The sequence below is a fragment of the Pseudomonas sp. TWI628 genome, from assembly GCF_039673865.1.
Classification (GTDB): Bacteria; Pseudomonadota; Gammaproteobacteria; order Pseudomonadales; family Pseudomonadaceae; genus Aquipseudomonas.
Map to the genome: position 1 here is coordinate 116,864 of NZ_JBDJMM010000020.1, position 7,099 is coordinate 123,962.

Here is a 7,099-nt window from a genome sequence, read left to right on the forward strand (position 1 = left end):
GGTTGGGCTCACACGACCATGAACAGCACAGCGACGAAGATGCTGGCAGCCGAGAAGGTCATGGTCCGCGAGGACCAGGTGTTGAACCATTGTTGAAAACTGGCGAGGTCACGCTTGAGGGCAGTCGGTTGGCGGGTCCAGGACTGCTTGTCGAGGCGGAAGAACACGTAGATCTTCATCAGCGCGCCGACGATCTGGTTGTAATAGAGAATCAGCGGGTAGGCCGGGCCGACGTTGTGGCCGGAGCACAGCAGCATGACGGTGAGGATCAGGCGGGTGATGCCGATCCACAGCAGGTACACCAGCAGGTACGCCATGCCGAACTTGAGGCTGGCGATCACCGCCACGGTCAGGCCGAGCAGGCTGGTCCACATCGACACGCGCTGGTCGAACAGCACGATGCTGGTGAACAGGCCCAGGCGGCGCAGGCCGAGGCCCAGCGCGCGGGAGTTCTGCCGCAGGTTGTTGCCATACCAGCGGTACATCAGCTTGCGGCTGGCCTTGAGGAAGCTCTTCTCCGGCGGGTGTTCGACCGTGTTGATCGCCGCATCCGGCACGTAGAAGGTGTCGTAGCCCAGGCGCATCAGGCTGAACCAGCTGGACTTGTCGTCACCGGTGAGGAACTTGAAGCGGCCCAGGCGCCAGTGCATCAGCGAGTCGCTTTCGACGTCGGCGATGAACTCGGGGTTGGTCACTACGCTGGCGCGGAACATCGACATGCGCCCGGTCATGGTCAGCACGCGCTTGGACAGGGCCATCGAGCACATGTTGATGTGACGCTGGGCGAAGCGCAGCTTGTGCCATTCGCTCATGATGTAGCCGCCGCGCACTTCGCAGAACTCGTTGGTGGTCAGGCCGCCGACGTTGGGGAACAGCTTGAACCACGGCACGGTCTTGCGCACCACGCCTTCGCCGAGCACGGTGTCGCCGTCGATCACCGCGACCACGGCGTTTTCGTCTGGCAGCATCCGCGAGATGGCGCGGAAGCCATAGGCCAGGCCGTCGCGCTTGCCAGTACCGGCGATGCGCACGATGTCCAGTTTGACGTGTGCGGGCGGGTTGTAGCGGGCCCACAGGCTCTTCACCAGCAGTTCATCGGACATCTCCACCAGCGAGCAGACCACGGTGGTGGGGTAGCCGCATTCGATCGCCTCGCGGATCACCGAGCTGTACACCTGGGCGGTAGTCAGCGCTTCGATACGGAAGCTGGTGACCATCAGGTACACGTGCGACGGCGCGGCGGTTTCGCCCATCTTCTGCACCTTGCGGCGCAGGTACGGGTAGACGCCGTAGAGGAAGATCATGCCGCGGATGAAATGGGTGGCGCCCATGGAATAGCGCCAGATGCCGACTGCGCCGACCAGGAAGATGAAGTGCTTCGACTGCGAGTCGAAGATATCGGCTGGCAGCGCCAGGGCGATCAACATGAGCAGGCTCATGTAGAGCAGCCACCCGGCGCACTGCAACAGCACTGTCTGGAGCCTTTGCATGTTCAGCATCCGTCGAGAATTCGGGAAAGGGTGGGCAGCGATGGTGGGGAGGCCACCGCTGCCCGGTCGGGCATTACCAGCAAATGCCTTCGGTGCGGCTGGTGGTGCAGGTCGGCTTGCCCATGAAGCCGACCAGGTCGATCACCTGCTTGCCTTCCGGCGCTTGCTCGGCAAGGGCGCGGAACTGCTCGTCGCGGTTGCCCAGGACGATGATGTCGGCGTTGGCGATGACTTTCTGGAAGTCGGCGTTGAGCAGCGACGAGACGTGCGGGATCTTCGACTCGATGTACTCTTTGTTTGCCCCGTGGACGCGGGCGTACTCGACGTTCTCGTCGTAGATATCCAGTTGGTAGCCCTTGCCGATCAAGCGTTCGGCCAGTTCCACCAGCGGGCTCTCGCGCAGGTCGTCGGTGCCGGCCTTGAAGCTCAGGCCAAGCAGGGCGACCTTGCGCTTGTCGTGGGCTTCGATCAGCTCGAAGGCGTTCTGCACCTGCGATTCGTTGCTGCGCATCAGCGAGTCGAGCAGCGGTGCGCGTACGTCGAGGGACGCCGCGCGGTAGGTGAGGGCGCGCACGTCTTTGGGCAGGCATGAGCCACCGAAGGCGAAGCCTGGGCGCATGTAGTACTGCGACAGGTTCAGCACTTTGTCCTGGCAGACCACGTCCATCACGTCACGGCCATCGACGCCGACGGCCTTGGCGATGTTGCCGATCTCGTTGGCGAAGGTGACCTTGGTGGCGTGCCACACGTTGCAGGTGTACTTGATCATCTCGGCCACTTCGATCGGCTTGCGGATGACCGGCGCATCGAGCTCTTCGTACAGGGCTTGCAGCACGTCGCCGCTGGCCTTGTCCAGTTCACCGATGACGGTCATCGGCGGCTGGTCGTAGTCCTTGATCGCGGTGCTTTCACGCAGGAACTCCGGGTTCACGGCAACGCCGAAGTCGACGCCGGCCTTTTTGCCCGAGCAGTCTTCGAGAATCGGGATCACCACGTTCTTCACGGTGCCCGGCAGCACGGTGCTGCGCACCACGATGGTGTGGCGACGCTCGCTGTCGCGCAGCACGTAGCCGATTTCGCGGCACACCGACTCGATGTATTCCAGGCCCAGGTCGCCGTTCTTCTTGCTCGGGGTGCCGACGCAGATCATCGACACGTCGCTGGCGCGGATGGCCTCGGCGAAGTCGGTGGTGCCACGCAGGCGGCCGTTGGCGATGCCTTGTTGCAGCAGTGCTTCCAGGCCAGGTTCGACGATCGGCGACTTGCCCTGATTGATCAGGTCGATCTTGGTCTTGGACACGTCCACACCAATCACGTCATGGCCTCGCGCCGTCAGGCAGCCTGCACAGACCGCACCCACATAACCCAAACCAAAGATGCTGATACGCATCGCTATCACCTCATGTGTTTATCACGTCAGCTCTTCCGGGAAGAGCCGGACTGGGTTGATTAACAACAGTTTTCGGGCGCACGGATCCATGGGCGAAAGCTCACTTCGCCGAGCGCAGGCATGAATAAATCCGTCGCGCACAAAGTTGTGCACTAAAAGTTGGCAGTATTAAGCCAGTCTTTAAAAGGCGTGCCCTGTCATGCAGCCGTCTTTATTGCAAAGCGCTACTTGGCGCCTTGCTGTGCTTGTTTTTTCAAGTGGAAAAATCCTTTGAAATCAACCACTAGGACGATTTTGAAGGGGCGCGTTACTCCTCATTGGGCAGTGCCTGCGGGGGTTCCCGTTGCCGCTGCCAGATTATCTAGGCGGGTAGTGATACCTGCCGGTTGTCATCTGTAAGTCATCTCTCACAGCCCAGGGGCAGGAAATTCGTTACGGCACTATGAGCGATGGCTCGCAATAGAAGTTCCTGAGGGCGTTCCGCTTCGATGAAAGATTTTTAAATAATTCTTCAGTGGCAAATACTTTCAAATTGATAGCACGTCACAGTTCCACCCCCGGTTATAAAGGACGAAACTGAAGCGAGGTGCTGTTATGCCATCATGAAAAAATATTTTTCAAAATTCGTCAAAAAAGTACGAACGGTCTTATGGCGTTTGGCGATAACGCTGATAGTGGTGGTTTTTTGGCGTCGTAATTCTGGCGTTACGGCGGTTGATTCAATGCCTCGCAGCAGTGCACGCGGGTACACATGCCGAAACATAGAGTGACCATACGAAGACTAAGGTTTTGCTGAGCCTTGCCGTTAAGCCTTTTGGGCGCTCTGCGGGGCTGTCCATGTACGAAGGAGCGTCTTGGGCAGCCTCGGGCCGATGGCCAACGAGGGCGTCTCATCCATAAACACATGGAAGAGATGAGAGATAGCTTTATGAAGACAAAATCGCAGGTTCTGATCGGCAGCGCGGCGTTGCTGATGGCGGGCATGGTGCAAGCAGGGCCTCCCGTCGAGGTGACGTTCAAGAATCTTGGAAGCCAGCCAGTAGAACTGAAGTTGGTGACAGCCAATGAAAACAGCACTTATCAGATAGCCAACCCTAAGCCCGCTGGAAAGGTCGAGGGTGGAGCGGCTTTCGTTTTTAGCGTTCAAAGGGTCGTAAGCCCCGACGTCAACGGTGCCCAGGTTCGCTACGCCATTGGCAGCAAGACCTGTGCGTTTGGAACGACATTCCAGATGCGCGTTCTGCCGGGGGGAATCAAACAGCCGCAATGGACCAAAACCGCCACGCCCAGTGGAGGGGCAGTCTGTGCCGCCACCATCACTCGCATGAATACCGATTACTCATGGAATGTTGAATTCACCATGAAATAAATCAGTTTTTTTGATCGCAACCCATGCCTGCACTTCGTTGGGCATCGCCAGCGAAGTGCGCATCAAAAATCATGCGTTTGAGGACATCTATCGTGAAACCTGTGCAAAACGGTACGGGGCAGCCGTTGGCAGCCCTCGTGTCGAATGTGGAAAAACCCTTGCAGGGGCGTAGCAACGACCCCGTCACGGCAGCAGCGCAATCTGTTGATGAACTGGAGCTTTCGGCACTTGGCAAGCAACTCAGTGCCGCAATTGAGCGTGCGGATGCACGCGATTCATCGCTGTCTCGCAAGGAGTTGGCTGCGCTTGGCGCACGCATTTGGGAACAGGTCGCGGGCGCAAGTTATTACTTCGCGAAGAAATTGCATGACGCTTATGTTCCCAATACCGATGACCCAGCCTTGCTGGCACGGGCCGAGCAGGCTACGAACTTTGTCAACGGCAGGGGGCAGAACCCCTTCAAGGCTTTGGGGCGCGAAGAGCTGAGCGCCATCGTCTACGACGAATCCGGTGATTTCAGCGTGAATGAACGTAATGCCGCCTGGAAAGAGATAAACCAACGCGATTGCGACTGGAGCAGGGAAGTCTGCGACCAGCTTGCTGGTGAGTACCAGCGTACTGGCAAAACTGACCGAACCTCGCTTGCCATTCTGGCGCACTACAGGGGGCTTCCCCGCATTGAAGAAGCCCAGCTTCTAGGTAATTACGAAGTCGATATCCTGATGAACAGGTCTGCTTCGGACGCTGACTGGCCCGAATTCTGCGCATCGCTGTTCGAACTGATTGAGAAGCAATGGTTACAACCCGGTGAAGCCAGTGAGCCTGAACCTGCAGGCCCAAGCGCCGATCTGGCTGGCAGGGAGGCAGGTTAATGTCTGACAGCATCATGCTGCGGGATGTATGCCGCCATCTCGGTGGACAAGCGGTCCTGGAGCGCATCAGTCTGTCTATCCCTACTGGACAAAGCTGCGCGATTACTGGCTCGTCTGGCACGGGTAAAAGCACGCTGCTGAATCTCATCGGTCTGCTCGACCAGCCCTGCAGCGGCCGCTTGTGGTTGGCGGGCCTGGACATGACCAATGCCAATGAAGCGCAGCGGGCGATCATGCGCAACCGCACGCTTGGCTTCGTCTTCCAAAACTTCAACCTGCTGCCACGCCTGTCCGCCCTGGACAATGTGGCCTTACCCTTGAGTTACCGAGGTACTCGTCTGGCCTCAGCCCGCCAGGCTGCGAAGCTTCAACTGGAAAAAGTTGGCCTGGGGCATCGTGCAGAACATCGCCCGGCCGATTTGTCCGGCGGTCAGCGTCAGCGGGTTGCGATAGCCAGGGCCTTGGTCACCGATCCGCGAATCCTGCTTGCCGATGAGCCCACGGGAAACCTCGATAGCGCCTCGGCGCAGGACATCATGGGGTTGCTGATGACGTTGAATCGGGAGCAGGGCATGACCCTGCTGATGGTCACCCATGACCCGGCGATGGCGCAGTGTATGGAGCGATGCCTGTTGGTACGCGACGGTGGCGTATTCGATGCTTGAGGCAAACTATGGGCCTGGTTGGCAGCTACGCCTCAGCGAAGCGTTGGGCAGCGTTCGCCAACTGGGCACCAGGGCCTGGCTGGCACTGTTTGGCATCGCGGTCGGCTGCGCCGCCTTGGTCGCGATGATGAACATTGGCTACAGCGCGGCGCAGCATGCCCGGCAACTGTACCGGGGGCTGGGCAGCGACTTGCTGGTGGTCAACCTGCAAGCCCTGGACCAAAGCGCTGCACCCTTGCCGCTTGGCGAGCTGCCGCCAGTCATCCGTGCCGTGGCCCCCCTGGCATTCGCTGTGAGTTCGGTACAGGCCAAGGGTATCAGTATCGAAGCGATGGTCGCTGGCAGCACCGCGCAACTGTTCGAAGTACTGCCGCTTCAGGTTGCTCAAGGCCGTTTGCTCTCTGCCTACGACGATTGGGTGCCGCATGTACTGCTGGGCGCCTCACTGGCCACTGAGCTGCAGGTGAGCAAGGGTGAGCGCGTACGGTTGGGGACGTACCTGTTTGACGTGGTAGGGGTGCTGGCCGCTCAAGGATACAACCCGATGTTGCCGGTCAATTTCGACGACGCGGTATTGATGCCCCTGAGCGGCATGCGCCGTCTGGGTACTCTGCCCGAAGTGGCAACACTCGTTGCGGCGGCTGCGGATGCAGCTTCCATGAAGCATGCGGCCAGTTCACTTGAGCAGTATCTGCGCGCACAGTTGGTGCAGCACGATGTGGATGTTCAGCTACCCAGGCAAATGCTCGAAAGCATGGCCGGCCAGTCCCGCGTGATGACCGGGCTTCTGGCGGGTACGGCGGCAATTGCGTTGCTGCTGGGCGGGGTCGGGGTGATGAATGTCATGGTGATGAATGTGACGCAACGCCGGTGCGAAATAGGCGTGCGCCTGGCGTTGGGCGCACGTGCGCGTGATATCGCCTGGCTGTTCTTGCTCGAGTCGTTGTTGCTGTCGGTAGCAGGCGCGTTGCTGGGCGTACTGCTCGGGTTGGCCGGTGGCTGGCTGTTCGCGCGGTCAGTGGGGTGGGGCTTTGCGCTGGACATAAGCGCCTTGCCGTTGGGCGTTGGCAGTTCGCTGGTGCTGGGGCTTTTCTTTGGCATGCAGCCGGCGCTCGCCGCCGCGCGGCTTCAACCCGCAGCGGCATTGCGTGATGAGTAGGTGGCTGACAGTGACCTGCGCGTGGTCGTTTTCACTACTGGCCGGGGACTGTCAGATTTTTTGTGTGCGGGCCGGTAACGGCCTGCCGTTAGGCAGGCCCTGATTTTCACCAGGTCGGCCTGATGAACCGATCTCCGTACAGAACCGCAAATTG

The 7,099-nt window shown here is 59.6% G+C and carries 6 protein-coding genes; 4 read left to right on the forward strand and 2 right to left on the reverse strand.

All coding sequences use genetic code 11. From position 1 onward, the window contains the following. Positions 1–8: 8 nt before the first annotated feature. Both ABE528_RS17280 and ABE528_RS17285 read right to left on the reverse strand, forming a co-directional pair. Entirely contained in the window at positions 9–1,490 is a 1,482-nt protein-coding gene (locus ABE528_RS17280) for a glycosyltransferase family 2 protein (RefSeq protein WP_178120028.1), read from the reverse strand. A gap of 73 nt (positions 1,491–1,563) precedes the next feature. Next, positions 1,564–2,880 carry a UDP-glucose/GDP-mannose dehydrogenase family protein gene (locus ABE528_RS17285; RefSeq protein WP_346653602.1) on the reverse strand — a complete coding sequence of 439 codons (1,317 nt, stop codon included), beginning with the start codon at positions 2,878–2,880 and terminating at the stop codon, positions 1,564–1,566. A gap of 928 nt (positions 2,881–3,808) precedes the next feature. Here ABE528_RS17285 and ABE528_RS17290 point away from each other — a divergent pair. The 4 genes from ABE528_RS17290 (at position 3,809) to ABE528_RS17305 (ending at position 6,945) form a co-directional block, all read left to right on the forward strand. Beyond that, on the forward strand, positions 3,809–4,249 hold the full coding sequence (locus ABE528_RS17290) for a hypothetical protein (protein ID WP_346653603.1): 441 nt from the start codon (positions 3,809–3,811) through the stop codon (positions 4,247–4,249). A gap of 92 nt (positions 4,250–4,341) precedes the next feature. Continuing rightward, positions 4,342–5,121 carry a hypothetical protein gene (locus ABE528_RS17295; protein WP_346653604.1) on the forward strand — a complete coding sequence of 260 codons (780 nt, stop codon included), beginning with the start codon at positions 4,342–4,344 and terminating at the stop codon, positions 5,119–5,121. Next, entirely contained in the window at positions 5,121–5,786 is a 666-nt protein-coding gene (locus ABE528_RS17300; protein WP_346653605.1) for an ABC transporter ATP-binding protein, read from the forward strand. The genes ABE528_RS17295 and ABE528_RS17300 overlap by 1 nt, the downstream gene beginning before the upstream one ends. After that, a complete protein-coding gene (locus ABE528_RS17305; RefSeq protein ID WP_346653606.1) occupies positions 5,779–6,945 on the forward strand; it encodes an ABC transporter permease in 1,167 nt (388 codons plus the stop codon). The genes ABE528_RS17300 and ABE528_RS17305 overlap by 8 nt, the downstream gene beginning before the upstream one ends. Positions 6,946–7,099: the final 154 nt, after the last annotated feature.